Annotated in this window: 11 protein-coding genes and 1 other annotated feature; of the genes, 7 read left to right on the plus strand and 4 right to left on the minus strand. The window is 47.0% G+C overall.

The window, feature by feature from the left end:
* Positions 1 to 35 precede the first annotated feature (35 nt).
* The gene (locus WCK19_RS12330; RefSeq protein ID WP_342397687.1) at positions 36 to 2,189 is read left to right on the plus strand and encodes a hypothetical protein; all 2,154 of its coding nucleotides are present in this window, start codon (positions 36 to 38) and stop codon (positions 2,187 to 2,189) included.
* A 2-nt stretch (positions 2,190 to 2,191) separates the two neighbouring features.
* On the opposite strand, the gene WCK19_RS12335 is transcribed toward WCK19_RS12330, so the two are convergent.
* Positions 2,192 to 3,130, minus strand: a complete 939-nt coding sequence (locus tag WCK19_RS12335) for an alpha/beta hydrolase (RefSeq protein ID WP_342397688.1) — start codon at positions 3,128 to 3,130, stop codon at positions 2,192 to 2,194.
* Between the two features lie 236 nt (positions 3,131 to 3,366).
* Positions 3,367 to 3,592 (plus strand) — a binding site (T-box leader).
* Positions 3,593 to 3,676: 84 nt separating this feature from the next.
* Here WCK19_RS12335 and asd point away from each other — a divergent pair.
* The 6 genes from asd to WCK19_RS12365 all read left to right on the plus strand — a co-directional run bounded on the left by asd (position 3,677) and on the right by WCK19_RS12365 (position 11,886).
* Positions 3,677 to 4,756 (plus strand): aspartate-semialdehyde dehydrogenase, encoded by a 1,080-nt coding sequence (gene asd / locus WCK19_RS12340; RefSeq protein ID WP_342397689.1) that lies wholly within the window; start codon positions 3,677 to 3,679, stop codon positions 4,754 to 4,756.
* A complete protein-coding gene (gene thrC, locus WCK19_RS12345; RefSeq protein ID WP_342397690.1) occupies positions 4,743 to 6,017 on the plus strand; it encodes a threonine synthase in 1,275 nt (424 codons plus the stop codon). Before asd ends, thrC begins: the two co-directional genes overlap by 14 nt.
* 165 nt (positions 6,018 to 6,182) lie before the next feature.
* Entirely contained in the window at positions 6,183 to 6,752 is a 570-nt protein-coding gene (locus WCK19_RS12350) for a CvpA family protein (protein ID WP_342397691.1), read from the plus strand.
* A 2-nt stretch (positions 6,753 to 6,754) separates the two neighbouring features.
* The gene (locus WCK19_RS12355; protein WP_342397692.1) at positions 6,755 to 9,283 is read left to right on the plus strand and encodes an endonuclease MutS2; all 2,529 of its coding nucleotides are present in this window, start codon (positions 6,755 to 6,757) and stop codon (positions 9,281 to 9,283) included.
* A 41-nt stretch (positions 9,284 to 9,324) separates the two neighbouring features.
* Positions 9,325 to 10,479, plus strand: coding sequence for a DNA-processing protein DprA (gene dprA / locus WCK19_RS12360; protein WP_342397693.1), 1,155 nt, complete (start codon positions 9,325 to 9,327; stop codon positions 10,477 to 10,479).
* Positions 10,480 to 10,497: 18 nt separating this feature from the next.
* Positions 10,498 to 11,886, plus strand: coding sequence for a hypothetical protein (locus tag WCK19_RS12365; protein WP_342397694.1), 1,389 nt, complete (start codon positions 10,498 to 10,500; stop codon positions 11,884 to 11,886).
* A gap of 34 nt (positions 11,887 to 11,920) precedes the next feature.
* On the opposite strand, the gene WCK19_RS12370 is transcribed toward WCK19_RS12365, so the two are convergent.
* The 3 genes from WCK19_RS12370 to WCK19_RS12380 all read right to left on the minus strand — a co-directional run bounded on the left by WCK19_RS12370 (position 11,921) and on the right by WCK19_RS12380 (position 16,587).
* The gene (locus tag WCK19_RS12370; protein WP_342397695.1) at positions 11,921 to 13,384 is read right to left on the minus strand and encodes a SpoVR family protein; all 1,464 of its coding nucleotides are present in this window, start codon (positions 13,382 to 13,384) and stop codon (positions 11,921 to 11,923) included.
* Between the two features lie 68 nt (positions 13,385 to 13,452).
* Positions 13,453 to 14,625 carry a sporulation protein YhbH gene (gene yhbH, locus WCK19_RS12375; RefSeq protein WP_342397696.1) on the minus strand — a complete coding sequence of 391 codons (1,173 nt, stop codon included), beginning with the start codon at positions 14,623 to 14,625 and terminating at the stop codon, positions 13,453 to 13,455.
* A gap of 66 nt (positions 14,626 to 14,691) precedes the next feature.
* Entirely contained in the window at positions 14,692 to 16,587 is a 1,896-nt protein-coding gene (locus WCK19_RS12380) for a hypothetical protein (protein WP_342397697.1), read from the minus strand.
* Positions 16,588 to 17,166 lie beyond the last annotated feature (579 nt).

Below are 17,166 nucleotides of genomic sequence, written 5' to 3' on the forward strand. Positions count from 1 at the left end.
TATTAACTCGTGTTATTACTAAGCTAGTAGCTTGGATGACGCGCTACAATTGGGTGGTGGCGTTGCTGTCATATACACTGCTAAGCATAATTATTACATTCCCCTTTGTGTTTCGTCTCAATGATTCCATGCTTGGTCCTTCTTTTGAAGGTGATATGCTCTATAGTAGTTGGCAACTCTGGTGGTTCCAACACGCCCTTTCCACAGGGCAAGACCCAAATTACACCAACTATCTTTTTGCTTTACTACCACAGGTTGTGGTTTTTATACAGCTCTATACAAATATGGTATTAGGGCTTTTTTTCATGTGTTTTATGAGTCCCTTTGGTGCAATTAATCTGACCATCTTCTTGGGTTTCGTTTTCAGCGGTTTTACTATGTACCTTCTAGCAGCCGAATTTGTACCAAACAAACTGGCTTGCTTTGTTGCTGGTTTCCTTTTTGATTTTTGCACGTATCATTTTTATAGAGCCGAATTTCATTTAGGTTTGGCTACGCTTTATGCACTTCCTTTTATGGTATGGCGGATATTTATATTTTATAAAAAACCAACTCTTAAAAACGCCTTACTGGCTAGTCTGGGATTGTCCTTTTTGATTCTTACCGATTTTTACTTGACGGCATATTTTCTTTTGCTTTTTGCCTTGCTTTTCTTGTTAGGTAAGGTACTAAGCGATTTTAAGTGGTTCAAAATAAAAAACAATCTTTTACTGAGTGGCTTAGTTCTGATTATTACAGTTGCTATATGTTTCCTACCTTTATCCGTTTATCTGAAAATTGACCCCTCTTTACAAACTGCTTTCAAAGAGGTTTCACAGGGTACTACTTATGCTCTTTCTGCTGATTTATTGAGCTTTTTTGTACCGGATCAAACCAATTTTCTTTTTGGTAATAAAACCTCCAATATTTACCATAACTTTAGTAGTGAGGAAATAAGCTCTTATCTAGGTTTTGTCGCCCTAATTTTAGGAATCGGGGCGTTTTTACCACGTTTAAATCGGCATAAAAATGCTCTTTTCTGGTTGGTCTTTGGCTTTAGCGGTTTGCTATTATCCTTAGGACCTGCCTTACAGGTAAATGGTGTTGCTTATAGAGATTTGCCGTTTTATAACTGGATTTATGGTTGGTCTGCTCTTTCTTTTTTCCGCGCCCCTAATCGTATGGCAATTGTGCCAATGTTTGCTCTGTCCTTACTTTCAGCCTATTCCTTAAATTCTCTATTTTTATGGTTAGCAAAGAAAAGAGCGCCGCTTTATTTTGCTTCAATGCTGGCGGCGCTGGTGATGAGCTTATCTTTGGTTGAACATTTGCCTTATTCTTTTCCTTTTCCTACTACTGAAATTCCAAATCCTGCCTTGTACCAGATAATGGCTGAAGACAAAGAACCGGGCAAAGTGCTTGATTTGCCAGTATATCCCTATGCTAAGTATCAATACTATCAAACCTTGCACCACCGTCCGATTGTGACGGGCTATTTATCGCGTATTACTATTCAGGCTTGGGACTCCGTTGAAACTCTGCCTAATCTTCCCCAACTTTATTCTGACAAGTGGTATAGCTTTCCTGACTTGATTCAACGCGAGATTTATCCGGTGGAGGAAGGTTTTAAAGATGGCTTACAACAAAATAATATTCGATATGTGGTATTACATCGCAATAACGGCGAAGCAATCTACCCTAAACTTCACGAATTTTTACTCGAAAAGTTGGGTGCGCCTTTCTACGATAACAATCAGGAAGGTCTTGATGCATGGAGAATTGAGCCGAGCGTGCCACCAAGCCCGGAGAAATTCCGCTTTCGTCTGGTTTCCGGTTGGGCTTATGGTGAAATGACTCTAAAAGATGGGGTAGTAGAACGCCCGGTATTGCAATCAGGGATACTTTCACTCTACTCCCCTAACGAGATTACACGCTCAATGAGTATTCAAATAAGACCTTTTGATGAACCCAAAACTATACAGGTTCTCTTGAATGGTGCGGTTGTTGCTACTGTAAAGGCAGAACAGCCCTTGCATCTATATACTATTGACCTGAAGAATCTACCCCTGCAAAAAGGCGATAATTCACTGGAAATTGTCAGCCTAGATGCGTGCCATATCTACAACAACGGGGTGTGCCGAAGCTTTGGCGTTCGCAACGTTCAATTTACCGACTCTTTGGCTTTAACCCCCTTGTTACACAAATGGTAGGCTTAACTCATCTCAAAGAAAAATTGGCTGAAAAGATTTACCAACTCAACGGGGCGTTGCAATGGTATATCGTGAATGGTTTCGCTCATTATTATAAACTCTGCTTTGGGTGAACTTACCAACGCCGCTTTTAGCTGTTCTGCGCCCTTGCGCTTCATTTTGATAAAACCTGCCTGCTGCTCATCTTCCGGTAACGTATCGGGCGAGTTGGTAGGTTCGGCACTTATCATTAGCACTGGGCTGTGAATATTAGCGGCATGGGCAAGGTTATCGGTTTCCCACATAGAGCGCAAAATTTGCATGTGGTTCTGACGGCTCAAACGGGGCGCTACCGTATCATCCTCCCGCAGTTCTACAATGTTCAGCGTCATATCTTCAAGCTGTGAATTCCAAACTGGCGCAAGGAACCTCGCTTGCCCTCCCTTGCGAAAATAATCCAGAAAGGTCTGACGAGGAGTCCCTGCAAAATCTGGCGGGGCAAGACGCTTCGCTACTTCTTCCCAGTTATCCATACCGGGACGACCTCGCATATTGCCCATTCCACCGTCCACCAATGCTATGCCAGATACATAGTCAGGGTAAGTGGCAGCATAAGCCAGTGCTATTGTTGCGCCCCACGAATGCCCCACAATAACCGGGCGTTCTGAAGTCAAGTTTTGAGACTCGGCAAAGGCGTGTACATCTTCCACGATTTGGGCGGTGGTATAGCCGTTATCGGGTTTATCGCTCAGCCCATGTCCGCGCTGGTCAAGCGCATAAATCGGGGCGGCGGTAATTTTTAGCAATTCTGCCGCTACCTTGTCCCAAATGCGCGAACCGGAAGCCAACCCGTGTAATAATAAGAAAGGCGTATGTATCTTTGAGTTATTATTGGGCGCACTCCATTTGAGATAATTAAGCTTCACCCCATCCGGTAATACCTGCATATTATTTTCTGCCATTTGTTTTACCCTTTAGATTTATAAAAAGCGGGTATTGCAACCTCGCTTTATTTTGAGATTTGACTTTAAGATTATACAGCTTTTGGGTGTGGCAAGTTTTTTTGCAAAATCAGGTCGAACCTGAACGAAAATATTTTTAGTTTGAATGTGATTGCAAAATTTTCTGCCGCACCCACAGCTTTTTAGCGGCTTGACTCCTGCCCCTCTGAAAGCTATACTTACGCTGAATTGAATATTTTAACATGTTGACTGGGAAAAGTAACCCGGTATGAAGGTCTCAGAGAAAAGAGGTCATCGGCTGAAAGCCTCTTTACCGCAAGCCCGGCGAATACCACCCATGAATCGCTCTGTTAAGCGTGAAGCCAAAGAGTGCGGGAAAAGCCCGTTATAGCTGCCAATGAGAGCTTGCATTTTGCAGGTTGAAGTAGGGTGGAACCACGGAAGAAACCTTTCGTCCCTATTTAATAAATAGGTCGGGGCGAGGGGATTTTTATTTTATAAACTCAGATGCCCCGGTAGAAAGACACTATTCTGGAGGAAAAGAATATGTTTAAACCGGCGAGACCGATTAAAGTAGGTGTGCTGGGCGCAACCGGTGCGGTTGGGCAGCGTTTTTTGCAATGCCTAGAAGGTCACCCTTGGTTCGAGATAACGGCGTTAGGCGCAAGCGGGCGCAACGTAGGCAAGAAATACGGCTCTGTACCCGGTTGGCGGTTATCGTCTGATGTACCTAAGTACGTGCGCGATATTGAACTGGTAGAAGGCGAACCCGGCAAAGATTGGGACTGCGAGGTAATTTTCAGTTCGTTACCAAGCGATATTGCAGGCGACACCGAAGAAAGATTCGCCGCCGCAGGTTACAAAGTTTTCTCCAATGCTCGCAACCATCGCACCGACCCAGATGTGCCATTGATGATTCCTGAAGTAAACCCCGACCACTCCTCTATATTGCGCTTCCAGCAGCAGCAACGCGGTTGGGACAAAGGCTTTATTATTACCAATCCCAACTGTACTACCATTCACCTTGTGCTGGCGCTCAAGCCTTTACAGGACGCTTTCGGTTTGAAAAAGGTGCTTGTTACCAGCATGCAATCGCTCAGTGGCGCAGGTTATCCGGGCGTTTCCGCGCTGGACATTGTGGATAACGTCCTCCCTTTCATTGATGGTGAGGAAAGCAAGGTAGAAAGCGAACCGCTTAAATTGTTAGGGCAACTGGTGGAAAGCAACACCCGCTTTGTAGATGCGGAAATCGCCATCAGTGCCACCTGTACCCGCGTGGCGGTGCGCGAAGCCCATACTGAGAGCGTTTCGGTAGAACTCGGTCGTAAAGCTACCCTGCACGAAGTCTCCGAAGTGTTGCAGAACTTCCAAAGCGAACCGCAGCGTTTGCAATTACCAAACGCGCCTATCAATCCTGTACTGTTGCGCCACGAACACAATCGCCCGCAGCCTTTCTTAGATCGTGATGGCGCAGGAGCGATGGCAACTACTGTAGGGCGTTTGCGTCACTGCCCCATACTTGACTATAAATTCGTACTGGTAGGTCACAACACCATTCGCGGTGCGGCGGCTGCCAGCATTCTCAATGCGGAACTTCTAACGGTGCAAGGCTATGTTGGAAACTAAAGTGGTTTGTATCCAGTGCGGGCGCGAATATGAGCTTAGCGCCGCAATATCGGGTTGTGAAACTTGTGATGGTTTGCTGGAGGTAAAACACAACCTCGAAGCGTTGAAAGGGGTTATTACCCGCGAATGGGCTGAGAAGCGGCGGGTTGAGCGCGGTTTTCCCAACGGTAGCGGCGTATGGCGTTGGCGCGAACTGGTTGCGCCCTTTCCCAATGAAGCGATTGTTTCCCGCAACGAGGGGAATACAAATCTTTACGAGGATGCGCGATTGGCGAAGTGGGCAGGATTGGAAAACCTGTGGCTCAAGCACGAGGGCGAAAACCCCACAGGCTCTTTCAAAGATCGAGGTATGACGGTGGGTATTAGCCATGCCAATTGGATAGGGGCAAAGTATGTGGCTTGTGCCAGTAGCGGTAATACTTCCGCATCGCTGGCGGGCTATGCCGCTCGCGCCGGATTAAAAGCTCTTACTTTCATTCCTTCTGGTAAGGTCGCGCTCGGCAAACTGAGCCAGACTATGGCATACGGGGCTAAAACTGTACAGGTTGAGGGTAGCTTCGATGATGCGCTAGAACTGGTACGGCGGGTGAGCAAGGAAAAGGGCATGTATCTGGTAAACTCGCTCAACCCTTTCCGGCTAGAAGGGCAGAAAACTATCATTTTCGAGGCGTTACAGCAACTGGATTGGCAAGCGCCGGACTGGATTGTGGTGTCGGGCGGGAATCTAGGCAATACCTCCGCTTTCGGCAAAGCTCTTTGGGAAATGCGCGAACTCGGCTTGATAGGCGAAAAACTGCCACGTATTGCCACTATACAGGCGGAAGGGGCAAGCCCTTTCTATCAATATTACCGCAGCGAATTTACCCGTTTCAAGCCCCAAAAGCCGGAAACGGTAGCAACCGCTATCCGCATCGGCAACCCGGTGAACCTTGCCAAAGCTCGCCGCGCTATTGAGTGGACGGATGGCGTGGTGGATTTAGTAACCGACATCGAGATAATGGAGGCGAAAGCGGTACTTGACCGCAGCGGTATCGGCGGCGAACCGGCGGCAGGGGCAACTCTGGCAGGTGTCCGCAAACTGCGCGAAAAGGAAATAATCGGGAAGGGCGACCTGGTAGTGGCAATCATGACCGGGCATATCCTGAAAGATGCCGATAGTATTGTGAACTACCACAGCAATCCGGCGAACCCCGGCGCAAACCCATTGGTGCAAATGGCGGGGACACTAGACGATTTGATGAAGTTGTTGGAAGACAATTAAGGCTATGCTCAAGGGGCGATAGGTCGCCCCTGTTTCTTTTTACCGGACTTTTCTACCATATATAATTTAATCTGTTGCGTGCCTTTAGAAAAACCTTTACAATAGCTTGAGTTGACAATAATTTATTATTAGGGCTACTTTTAGTTACCGACAGGGGGTGTCCTCTTGGGATTGGTAATTGATTTTATTTTATTATTAGTTATTCTGCTCATCGCTTTTATGGGTTTCAATATGGGTCTGGTCAAAATTGGGACAGGCATATTTGGTATGTATCTGGGAATACAGATAGCCACTTATTTCTATAGTGTCTTTGCCGGACTGACTGCTACTGCTAGTAACCCTACCTCGGTTGCTACGAACCAAATTGTATGGTTTTTTACGCTTTGGATAGTGTGGAGTATTATTTTTACCCTCATTTTATGGAGCTTTACTAAAACTATTTATATACCCAAGCGCTTGGCTAGTCTTGACCAACTCGGTGGGCTGACGTTGGGAATGTTTGCGGGAATTTTCGGCTTGTTTGTGATTGCTTTCGTGGTCAGAAACATGGTTATGATTGTTTGGCTCAGTACCGGGCAACCTAATAATTATAGCAATTCAATCCTAGAAGGCTTTAATAACTCAATTATTTTTGGTATTCTTAGATCTCTCCGGTATGTTTATTTAAACATTTTATCGCCTTGGCTGCCGGTATCCCAGATACCCGTATTTAAAGATAATCCTCTCTTCGGGTAACAATGAACGAACGAACTTTGCGGGTGCTGGAGTTTCACAAGGTACTGGAGCGATTGGGTCGCTATATCAGTTTTAGCGCCGGACGTGCCTTGCTTGAAACCTTGCGCCCTTCCACCGACTCTGCCGAAGTTCAGGTTCGCCTCGACACTACCGCAGAAGCGCGTATATTGCTGGAAAAACGCCCGGAAACTACTATCGGGGGTGCGCGTGATATTCGCGATAATGTAAGGATTGCGGCAATAGGGCGTGCGCTTGACCCTTCCGCTTTTCTGGAAATTCGCGCCACCCTCGAAAGCAGTCGTATCTTGCGCCATTCCATCATGAAATCCAATCAGGATGGCTCTATCTATTATCTGTCGCAAATAGCGGCGCGTCTAGCTGATTTACCGCTACTCGAAGGCGAAATTGAGCAAACAATCAGCCCAGATGGTACGGTGCTGGATTCTGCCAGCCCTGCTTTAAGGCGTATTCGCGAACAGATACGCATTACACACGGGCGGTTGCTGGATAAGCTTAACTCCATAATTTCTTCCAACTCACACCAACCGCTTTTGCAGGAGTCGATTATCACCCTCCGCAACGGGCGTTATGTAATTCCGGTCAAAGCCGAATTTAAGGGGCAATTGCGTGGCATCATCCACGATCAATCTGCCAGCGGGCAAACGGTCTATATGGAACCGCTGGCTACGCTTGACCTAAACAACCAATGGAAGCAACTGCAACTGGATGAAAACGCAGAAGTCGAGCGGGTGCTGCGCGAATTAGCCGCTAAAGTGGGAAGGCATGTCTCGGAATTGCTGCAAATGGTCGAGGCTCTGGCTGAACTTGACCTAACTTTTGCCAAAGCGCGTTATGCTGCTGATTTACGCGCTACCCAACCGAAGTTGGCTACTATCCCCCTTCCCGGTACGGTTTTACCGGAAGGCACCTATCTCTTAAATTTTATCAGAGCGCGTCATCCTCTTATCAGTGGAAAAGTAGTGCCGATAAATTTCTATTTGGGTGGGGATTTCAGGGCGCTGGTGATAACGGGTCCTAATACCGGCGGTAAAACTGTTAGCCTGAAAACCGCCGCTTTATTGACTCTCATGGCGATGGCGGGCTTACATTTGCCTGTAGAAGAGGGTTCACAAACGGCAGTGTTTCAGAAAATCTTTGCCGACATCGGAGATGAGCAGAGTATAGAGCAAAGCCTCAGCACTTTTTCCAGCCATATGAACAATATTATCGGTATGCTGGGGGAAATTGATCGCAATACGCTGGTGATACTCGATGAACTAGGTGCAGGCACCGACCCCGCCGAGGGTGCTGCCCTAGCGCGAAGCCTGATTGAACATATTTTGCAACGAGAAGCGCACGCTGCTATCACTACGCACTACAGTGAATTGAAGAGCTACGCCTACCTGACTCCGGGAGTGCAGAATGCCAGCGTGCGCTTCGATGTAGAAACCCTTTCGCCTACCTATATTCTGGATATTGGTTTGCCCGGTCGCAGCAATGCGTTGGCAATTGCCTTACGCTTGGGTTTGCCCTCTAGTATTATCGAACAGGCACGCAGTTATGTATCCAGTGATGATGTGCAGGTAGATGCCCTGATTTCAAAAATCCAGTCTGAGCGCGATGAAGCCGGACAAGCTCGCTATGAAGCTATGAAGCTGAAAGCTGAAATCGAAAAGCAGCGGGACGAGTTGAATCGGCAACTACGGCATATAGAGGATGAGAAACGCAAGGCAGCGGCAGCCGCTAGAGAGGAAGCCCGCCTTGAGTTTGAGCAAGATTTGATTGCGATGCGCGAGGAGAGTCGGGCAGTACGGCAGCGTCTTGTTGATATTGATCAGGCAGTGCGGGCTGCCGGTGAGAAAACCGAAATTGCGGCTGAGTTAGAGAAGCAGCGTAAAGCTTTGGCAGAGGCGGAAAAACTCGCGCTCGAATTGCAACGCAGAGCGCAACGCCGCGCCCGCGAAAAGGCGCAAGCTAAAACACGGGCTGAATCCGAACCAGAACCGTATATCGGTGAACTGAAAGCGGGAGACAGGGTGCAGATTATCAGCTTACAACAAGAAGGTGTGCTGTTGGCTGGTCCTGATACTGAAGGTATATACGAAGTACAGTTCGGCAGCTTCAAGGTTAAAATCTCATCGCTGGATTTAAAACGTCTTCCCGGCAAACCCCGTTCATCTGATAAGCCGCTGACTCTTCGGGAGCGTGCCGACCTTGAAGGCGCGGCTGAAAAACAGAGCGGTATCCGGGTTAATGCCCGAAGCCGTGCCGAATTGTCCGAGACTGTTTCGCTGGAATTGGATATGCGCGGTTGGCGGGCGGAAGAGGTAGCGGCTGCGCTAGATCGCTATTTGAATGACGCTTACCTATCTAACATGCCTTTTGTGAGGCTGGTGCATGGCAAAGGCACAGGCACTTTGCGTCAGGTTGTTCGCACCTATCTGAAATCGCACCCGCTGGTAAAATCTTTTCGCAGTGGCGAAAACGGCGAAGGCGGAGAGGGTGTTACTGTCGCTACTATGGCAAATTGAAATTTGGTTATTGCCAATATTGTTTCTACCGGATAGTTTTTATGCCATTGGTTGAAGACCCCAACCTTTTTATTCAAGGTGAAGAAAAGTATTATCTGGCTTTTAGTCGGGTAGAAGGAATTGGTCCCCGCCGCCTGATGCGCCTTCTGGCTTATTTCGGCACGCTCTCCAAAGCTTGGAACGCCGGCTTGGGAGACCTGATGCACGCAGGTTTGGAAGCCAAACTTATCGAACGGATTGTTCACTTGCGCCGCACTTTAAACCCTGATGCCGAAATGGAAAAGCTGGCAAAAATGGGAATAGAAGCGTTGGTAATCGGTGATGGGCGTTACCCTGCTCGCCTTGCTGAAATCGAGAGTGCGCCTCCTTTGCTTTATCTCCGGGGTCAGCTTACCGCTCAGGATGATTTGGCTCTGGCAATTGTTGGCACGCGCAAAGCCACTCACTACGGTAAAAGCGTAACAACCCAACTGGTGGGCGAGATGTCTAGGGCGGGTTTAACTATTGTGAGCGGGTTGGCGCGAGGTATTGATACATGCGCTCATCAGGTTGCGCTGGAAGCGGGCGGACGCACCGTTGCTGTGTTGGGGTGCGGTGTGGATGTAGTTTATCCTCCTGAGAATGGGAAAATAATCCAGCAAATTTTACATGAGCAACGTGGCGCAATTATTTCAGAATATGCTCCCGGAACTAAGCCCGATGCTCATAATTTCCCACCCCGCAACCGCATTATCAGCGGAATGTCATTGGGTGTGCTGGTAGTAGAGACGGGCGAACGCGGCGGCGCTTTGATAACTGTTACTTATGCCAATGAACAAGGTCGCGAGGTTATGGCGATTCCCGGTTCAATTTTCAGTCCTACCAGCGCTGGTACAAACGCCATAATTCAGCAAGGCGCTACACTTGTTAGTTCCGCGTCTGATATAATGCAGGCGCTTGGGTTGGTACAACAATCTTTTAAGCAAACCGGGTTGCCTGAAATTGCCGAAATTACAGGCGATGATGATGTAGAACGTGCTTTGCTTCGCGCTATCAGCAATGGCGGTAGCGAACCGCGCCATATTGATGAAATAAGTCTAGAATGTGGTTTATCTATAGCGATAGTTTCAGGTGCGCTTACAATGATGGAATTGAAAGGTAAGGTTAAGAATCTTGGTGGCATGCGCTACTGTTTGGCTGTGACTATCCGTAATTGAGGAAGTTTGTGAATTTAGATGAACCTTAGCCCTAAATACTTGCTGCTGTTAGGCTTACTCCTGAATATAGCACTTGCTGCTTGTTCGGACACCGTCTTACCTTCTCCCACTCCGGTTGCCACTGCCGTAACTACTCTAATTTCTGAAGGTACTGTAACCGCTGAGATTGACCCTGTTCGTCCCTACCAAGCCGAGCAGCAAACCGTAGCGCCTGATACTAGTGGGGCGTTTGTGCGAAACCAACCCTCAGCTACGCCCGTTTTTGCCCCTTCCCAAACCCCCTTGCGTGGTCTTACTCCCATATCGATTACTCCGGCGGCGCAAAGCCAACCTTTGCCTAAAGGCGGGTTTGTGGTAGCTACTAATGGTGGGCTATTCTGGCTTAGCTCTGATGGCAAGGATGAGAGCAATATTTTATCTGGCTATTCTTTCAGTGAACCTAAAGTAGCGTTTGACGGTAGCAAGGTTGCGCTTTTTCGTACTGACCCTATCAGCTTACACAAGCAATTTTTTCTGGCTTCTGCGGGTGGAACGCTTAAGCCTATAACAGAAGCAGGTGGCACTATTTTGAACGCCGCTTGGTCACCTGATAGCAAAACTTTGGCTCTTACTCGAATAACGGACGATAACGGGGATGGTATCGCCAATGAGTATGATACGCCCTCAATTTGGCTATATGACGTGGCTACCGATAAGCAGCGAAAACTGACCGATGGGCGCAACCCTGCTTGGTCACAGGATGGTCAGCGTCTTCTTTTTGTTATGCCCGGTCAATATAATGATGACATTGACCCTACAACTCACAAACCTCGCTGTAGCCCTAATAGTTTGGCGCTGTATAACCTCCAGAACAACACTCGTCGCGTCTTATTGGACACTGTGAAAAAGTTGGAAATAACGCTACCTTCGGATATGGAAGATGGTTTAAAAGGGCAAACAGTAACCGTGCGCTATTTCAAAGAAGTAACTTGGAATCCTGACGGTAAACGCCTCACCGTTAGCGCGGATGCTTTGACCAAAAGTGGCGGAAGCGTGGGACTGATACTGACCGTGACAGCCGATGATTTAACCCCTAAGTTGGTGACGGCGGGCGGTGATGCTGCACTTGGGGTGGTGTGGTCGGATGACGGCAAGCGTCTTGCCTACGAAATTGAGCCGCAATTCCCGGTAAAGCCTTCCAGCGCGTACCGACTGGCGTTGGTTGACACCCTCTCTCCTCCTCAAGCGCCTCGCCTCTATATCGGTATGGCTTCAAATCGCACCGAAACCCGCCAACCTCGCTGGATAAATCATGGGCAACAACTGGCTTTTCAGGAGATTGAAAGCGGCGCGTTGGTAGTAATGGATGAAAGCGGCAATACTACTCGTTTGGTGGGTGGTTGCAACGGCTTCGACTGGTTGAATTAAAATTGCAGCCCCCGCGCCTTTTTGCAAGGGTTTTCTAGTTCACGGTGCGGCGTGTGTTGCTACGACCATCGAAGCTGTACAATACTTTTTTGTTATCGTTCACTGTTTCAAGGTGTACCCCACGCCCCCAGAGTTTGTAAACATATTGCAGCACTTTTTCGGCGTAACTGACATCTAACGGAGTACCTTCAAACTGGTGCTTTAGATATAACTCGCCGTTCTGCTTGTAATCGCCATCTTCCACCACGATGTAAGGGTCGCCGAAGTTGGTCATACTGGCAACCAGTCCATCGCGCACTTTTTCCCAATCCTTCTCTACAATAACCCACTGACCATCGCGCTTCTCGTACAGGTAAAGGTCAAGTTCTTCAATCAGGTCTTTGGTAAGGTAATTACGTAAGAAAGAAATATCGTTATCCAGTTCGCGCACCTCGAAAATTTTGTTGCGACCTTCCCCGCCCAATCGTTTCAAGCGTTCCTTTTCTTCAGCGGTTGGTTTATCCCAGCGTCGCTCAATATCCTCCCAAATTTTCCAGCCTATATAATACGGGTTAATATTACGGCGGTTAGGGGATAGTACCCCCGAATTTAGCTGAGCGTACTCGGTAAATTCTGCATCATTGAAATCCAGTTCGCGCACAATGCGCTGATGCCACAGGGAAGCCCAGCCTTCGTTCATAATCTTGGTTTGTTTCTGGGGCAGAAAATAGAGCGCCTCGTTTCGGACAATTTCGATTATATCGCGCTGCCAATCTTCCAGTTCCCGGCTATAAGTCATAATAAACCGAAGCAAGTCTTTTTCAGGATTGGGTGGGAATTTCTTGCGAGCTTTTTCTTTATCTTTCTCCGCCTGTTTATCTTTGTCCTTTGTTTGATTATCCAAATCCCACAGGTCGGCGTAAGGTGATTCGGGCTGCGTATTAGCAATTTCAAGTGGGAGGGACAGTTCTTGTCTAATTCGCACAGTGGTATCAATATGTTCTTCAATTGAAAGCACTGCATCCAAATATTTTTCTACTTCTTCAGAGCCATGGTTGTATTCATACTTGTTGATACGTTCGGCATGAAGGCTGGCAATATCCACCATCTGTCGGTTGGTATGCCCAAAATAGGCGTTATGTTTGAAAAAATCCACATGTCCAAGCACATGGGCAATTACCATTTTCTGCTGCCACAGGCTATTGGCTTCCATCAAAAAGGCGGTGGCAGGGTTGCTATTGATAACCATTTCATAGATTTTGGAAAGCCCGTAATCGTACTGGGTTTTCATCCGATAGTAGGCTTTGCCGTGTGTCCAGTGATTGAAGCGTCCCGGTATAAGATATGCGCCAAACTCGTACATTATATAAGCCGGAACTACTTCAAAATGCACCTGAAAAGGGTCTAGCCCAAAATTGTGCGCCAGCCCCAAGCATGTATCAATGGCTTCTCCCAACTCGGCAATCTCACGGTCGTCTTGTGAAGAGTTAGAAGGGTCTAAAATATCCAGATTTGCCATAATCAATTTCCTCTTGCCATGCTACCATCAGGCGCAACAGCATCTTTCCTGACGAGGGAGACCAAAGCCTAATTTTTTGTAATTTCGTTCTCCGAGAAGAAGCGACGCAACGCCGGGTAAACTTCCGCTTTATCCGCGATGGTCACACCTACGAACTTCTTGTTATCTATTCGGCTATAAGCCGACATCAGCGTACTCATCAGGCTGTAATGACTTTCGCGGATTTCGCCGTATCCGAAGATATTGCAAATATCAATGAATTTCAGCACTAAATCTACGCAACGGTCATTATCCCAAGGAAGGTTGCCGCCATCGGAGAAGTGGAAGGGGTAAATGTTCCACTCCTGCGGGTTGAACCTCTCATGAATAATCGAAAGCGCCAGTTCGTATGCGCTAGAAACCTGCGTACCGCCACTTTCGCCTTTGTTGAAGAACTCCTCTTCGGTTACTTCTTTGGCTTCGGTGTGGTGGCTGATAAAAATGATATTCACATTGTTATATTTGGTGCGGAGGAAGCGTACCATCCAGAAATAAAAGCTGCGGGCTATATATTTCTCGAAATCACCCATTGAGCCTGACACGTCCATCATAGCGATAACAATCGCATTGGATTGAAGCTTGACTTCTTTATCCCACGTTTTGAAGCGCAAGTCCTCGTTTTTCACATCTTTAAAACGCGCATCCCCTGCCATTGCATTACGTTTGATATTTTCCATTATGGTACGCTTCTTATCTAGGTTTGCCAGTACGCCGACTTTGCGTACATCCATGAAGCGCACCGACTCGCTTTCTAGTTCTTGATGTTTCTTTTCTTCGAGATTGGGCAAGCCAAGGTCTTCAAAAATTAACTCAGCCAACTCGTCAATGCTGACTTCGGCTTCATAGTAGTCCACGCCGGGTTGGTCGCCCGCTTCTTTACCCTTGCCGGGACCATCCCCCTGCTCTTGACCGATTATATCTCCGATTTTCGAATTTCCGTTACCCTGACCCACCCCTTTGCTCTGATTATGGTCGTAACGAAAACGGTACTCATCCAACGAGCGAATCGGCACTTTGATAGTTTTTTTTCCATCGCTCAGAATAATATTTTCTTCGCTAACTATATCGGAAAGGTTCTTTTTAATTGCTTCTTTAATTTTTTCTTTATGGCGTGTTTGGTCAATAGGACCTTTGCGGTGCAAAGACCAATCTTGTTTTGTAATAGAAAACATACCTTTGGAGAAAGTGATAGTATCGGACATATAATTTCCACTCCCTTCCGGAAAGCTGAGGAAGTGGCGGGAGAAAATAACCCCCGCCCGTAAATCTTAGCGGTTTAGCAGGCTGCCCACGTAAGTTAGCAGCGCGTTTGCCGAATCAACAGTATAACCTTGCTCTTTGACCAAGCGGTCAATCACGTCATTAATTTTGCGCAACTGCTCCTGATCAGGAGTACGGATGCTGGTGGTGATTTTTACGATGTCTTTCAGGTCGGTAAAGAGCTTTTTCTCAATAGCTTCTTTCAAACGCTCATGGCTGGTGTAATCGAAGGTTTGACCGCGCCGCGCCAACGAGGAGATACGAATTAAGATTTCCTCTCGGAAGGTTTTCTTGGCGTTCTCTGTAACGCCGATTTGTTCTTCAATAGAGCGCATCAGCGTTTCATCCGGGTCAAGTTCTTCTTCGGTGATAGGGTCTTTGAGTCTGGCTTTATTACAGTAAGCCTCAACATTATCCAGATAATTATGCAGCAATGTACGCGCCGACTCTTCAAAGCTGTAAACGAAGGCTTTCTGGACTTCTTTCTTGGCAATTTCATCGTATTCCTTGCGTACTTCGCTAATGAAATTCAAGTAACGTTCCCGTTCTTCACGGGTCACGCTGGTATGTGATTCCAAGCCATCTCGCAAAGCCCGCAAAGCGTCAATCGGCGTAATGAATTTAGCGCCCTGTCTAGATAGTATGTTGGAAAGTTGGTTAATTACATAGCGTGGGCTAATCCCATCCATGCCCTCGCGCACCGTCTCTTCCTGCAATTCTTTAACATCTTTCAGCTTCAGGTCGTCCACTTCTTCGCCATCGTAAACCTTTAGTTTCTTCATCAGGCTGATGCCCGCTTTCTTGGGTGGTTCTAGTCGGGTTAGAAGGGCGAACATGCTGGCGACACGCAGTGTATGGGGCGAAATATGCACATCTTTGAGAGCGCTTTGTGAAATCAGCTTCTCGTAAATTTTCACCTCATCGCTGACTCGTAGGTTATACGGCACTTTGACCAGAATAATGCGGTCTTGCAACGCTTCGCTTTTCTTATTACCAACGAATGAACTGTACTCGTTCTCGTTAGTATGCGAGACTACCACCTCATCAGCGTAAATCATGCTGAAACGTCCGGTTTTGATATTCTGCTCTTGTGAGAGAGTGAGCAGGACATACAGGAATTTCTCGTCACTTTTCAGCATTTCGATAAATTCCATCAAGCCGCGATTGGCAATATTCAATTCACCATCAAAGCGGTAAGCTCGTGGGTCACTTTCGGTTCCGACCTCGCCGATAGTGCTGAGATCAATCCCACCGACCAATTCAGAAATATCTTGGCTCTTGGGGTCGCTAGGGGTAAATGTGCCGATACCAAAGCGATGTTTTTCACTCAGCAGCACTCGCTTGATTGGGACTTTTTCTATTTTGCCTTCATAAAGATGTGTTAAATTCCAGAGGCAGCGTGGGCATAAATCCCCTTCGATATAGATGCCGTAATCCCGCTCTATGTCGGCGCGAAGGTCTTCGGGAACAAGATGCAAAGGTTCTTCATGCATCGGGCAATCTTTAATAGCGTAAACGGCACCGTCAGCCGAGCGGCTATATTTTTCTAGCCCACGCTTTAAAAGAGATACAATAGTGCTTTTCCCGCCACCAACCGGACCCATCAACAATAGAATGCGCTTGCGTACTTCGAGGCGTTGTGCCGCTGAATTGAAATATTGCACAATTTGCGAGATGGGTTTTTCCAACCCGAAAATTTCGTCGTTGTAGAAGTTGTACTTAATATCCCCGTTTTTACCAACTTCAACCCCGGCGGACATGATCATGTCGTAGATGCGACCGTGAGAGAGTCGCGCTATTTTTGGAGTTTTGGTGACTAATTCAAAGTAGTCAGCAAAAGTTCCTTCCCAGTTCAGTTCTCTCTCTTGATTGCGATAGTCCTCCAGACGCTTGAGCAAGTCCATAAGTTGAAACTCCCCTTTCAGGTGTTGTCTTTACCTGACATTTTTGTGGTTGAAATGCTAGGTAGGGTAACACTTTTCGGATTTGCCTGCCACAGCAGGTTGTACCAAGATTGAAACTATGAAAATATATTACCGCTTACTAATTTGGGCATTATTGTTGGATTGCTAACTCGACCAGAACCTGAATTTGTTTGTAATTGGTATGGGTAGTTAAGAGGTTAAAAACCCTCGTGAAAACTTAGAAAGGCATACAGATCAGGCTTGGTTGCCAGTTTTCTAAAGAAAAGACCTTGACGTGCGGTGTTTTTTTTATTACTCCAATTATTACCCGCTTAAAATGTGGGCAATTTGTGGTCGTTTGCACTTTGCAAGATTAGATTGCTAAAAAAATATTACACGAAATAATTGTAAATATCAAGGATAGTCGCGTTGTTTGCGCGATATAAACAGGTGACTCTTGAGTAATAATTCGAGTTGCTTTTTCTCCAATTCCGCGCTTGACAAATCAAGCCCTGACCCCTATAATCATAAATCGTAAACGGGTGCTTCTAAACCCGACTTAAAAAGCAAAGCAATATG

This window comes from Candidatus Chlorohelix sp., from assembly GCF_037138995.1.
In the GTDB taxonomy this organism is placed as follows: domain Bacteria; phylum Chloroflexota; class Chloroflexia; order Chloroheliales; family Chloroheliaceae; genus Chlorohelix.

Coding starts and splice junctions, on each gene's coding strand:
- WCK19_RS12330 (WP_342397687.1), top strand. CDS start 36: ATGACGCGCTACAATTGGGTGGTGGCGTTGCTGTCATATACACTGCTA.
- WCK19_RS12335 (WP_342397688.1), bottom strand. CDS start 3,130: ATGGCAGAAAATAATATGCAGGTATTACCGGATGGGGTGAAGCTTAAT.
- asd (WP_342397689.1), top strand. CDS start 3,677: ATGTTTAAACCGGCGAGACCGATTAAAGTAGGTGTGCTGGGCGCAACC.
- thrC (WP_342397690.1), top strand. CDS start 4,743: ATGTTGGAAACTAAAGTGGTTTGTATCCAGTGCGGGCGCGAATATGAG.
- WCK19_RS12355 (WP_342397692.1), top strand. CDS start 6,755: ATGAACGAACGAACTTTGCGGGTGCTGGAGTTTCACAAGGTACTGGAG.
- dprA (WP_342397693.1), top strand. CDS start 9,325: ATGCCATTGGTTGAAGACCCCAACCTTTTTATTCAAGGTGAAGAAAAG.
- WCK19_RS12365 (WP_342397694.1), top strand. CDS start 10,498: ATGAACCTTAGCCCTAAATACTTGCTGCTGTTAGGCTTACTCCTGAAT.
- WCK19_RS12370 (WP_342397695.1), bottom strand. CDS start 13,384: ATGGCAAATCTGGATATTTTAGACCCTTCTAACTCTTCACAAGACGAC.
- yhbH (WP_342397696.1), bottom strand. CDS start 14,625: ATGTCCGATACTATCACTTTCTCCAAAGGTATGTTTTCTATTACAAAA.
- WCK19_RS12380 (WP_342397697.1), bottom strand. CDS start 16,587: ATGGACTTGCTCAAGCGTCTGGAGGACTATCGCAATCAAGAGAGAGAA.